The organism is Kitasatospora sp. NPDC048722 (genome assembly GCF_040650235.1).
Lineage (GTDB): Bacteria > Actinomycetota > Actinomycetes > Streptomycetales > Streptomycetaceae > Kitasatospora.
The window spans coordinates 1-1,039 of the sequence record NZ_JBEZGX010000196.1; the positions used below are offsets into that span (position 1 = coordinate 1).

Consider the following 1,039-nt stretch of genomic DNA (forward strand, 5'->3'; position numbering starts at 1 on the left):
GCGGCCGAGGTGAACGCGTACAGCACCTCGGAGAAGCCGTGGGCACCCGAGTTGAGCATCCCGGCCCGCTCGCCCGGCAGCGCCATCGCCACACCCGTGCCGACCAGCACGATCGTCGGGGTGGTGAGGATGTACAGCGAGGCGAACTTCATCTCGCGGCCGCCGAGCTTCTTGCCCAGGTACTCGGGGGTGCGCCCGACCATCAGGCCGGCCACGAAGACCGCGACGATGGCCAGCACCAGCATGCCGTACAGGCCGGAGCCGGTACCGCCGGGCGCGATCTCGCCCAGCATCATGTTGAAGATCGCCAGACCGCCGCCGAACGGCGTGAACGAGTCGTGGAAGGAGTTGACCGCACCGGTCGACGTCAGCGTCGTCGAGGCGGCGAACAGCGAGCTGGCCGCGATGCCGAAGCGCTGCTCCTTGCCCTCCATCGCCGCACCGGCCGCCTGCAGGGCCGTGCCGTGGTGCTGCGACTCCGCGAACGTCATGAGCGCGGCCGAGGCGACCCAGAAGATGCCCATCACGGCGACGATCGCGTAGCCCTGGCGGTTGTCGCCGACCATCCGGCCGAAGGTGCGCGGCAGGGCGAAGGCGATCACCAGGAGCAGGAAGATCTCCACCAGGTTCGAGAAGCCGGTCGGGTTCTCGAACGGGTGCGCCGAGTTGGCGTTGAAGAAGCCGCCGCCGTTGGTGCCGAGGAGCTTGATGACCTCCTGCGAGGCCACCGGGCCGCCCGGGATCTTCTGGACCTCGCCGGACAGGGTGTGCACGTCGGTGAAGCCGTGGAAGTTCTGGATCACGCCGCTGGCGGCCAGGACCAGGGCGAAGACGATCGACAGCGGCAGCAGCAGCCGCAGCGAGATCCGGGTGAGGTCCACCCAGAAGTTGCCGACGCGGTCGGTGCGGTTGCGCGTGAAGCCCCGGATCAGCGCGGCCACGACGGCGATGCCGACGGCCGCGGAGACGAAGTTCTGCACCGCCAGGCCCATCATCTGCACCAGGTGGCCCATCGCGGACTCACCGCTGTAGGACTGCC

The 1,039-nt window shown here is 69.1% G+C and carries 1 protein-coding gene; it reads right to left on the reverse strand.

Annotation, left to right across the window (positions count from 1 at the left end):
- A partial coding sequence (kdpA, locus tag AB0C76_RS41535) for a potassium-transporting ATPase subunit KdpA (RefSeq protein WP_359976024.1) occupies nucleotides 1-1,039 on the reverse strand: 1,039 nt, incomplete at both ends.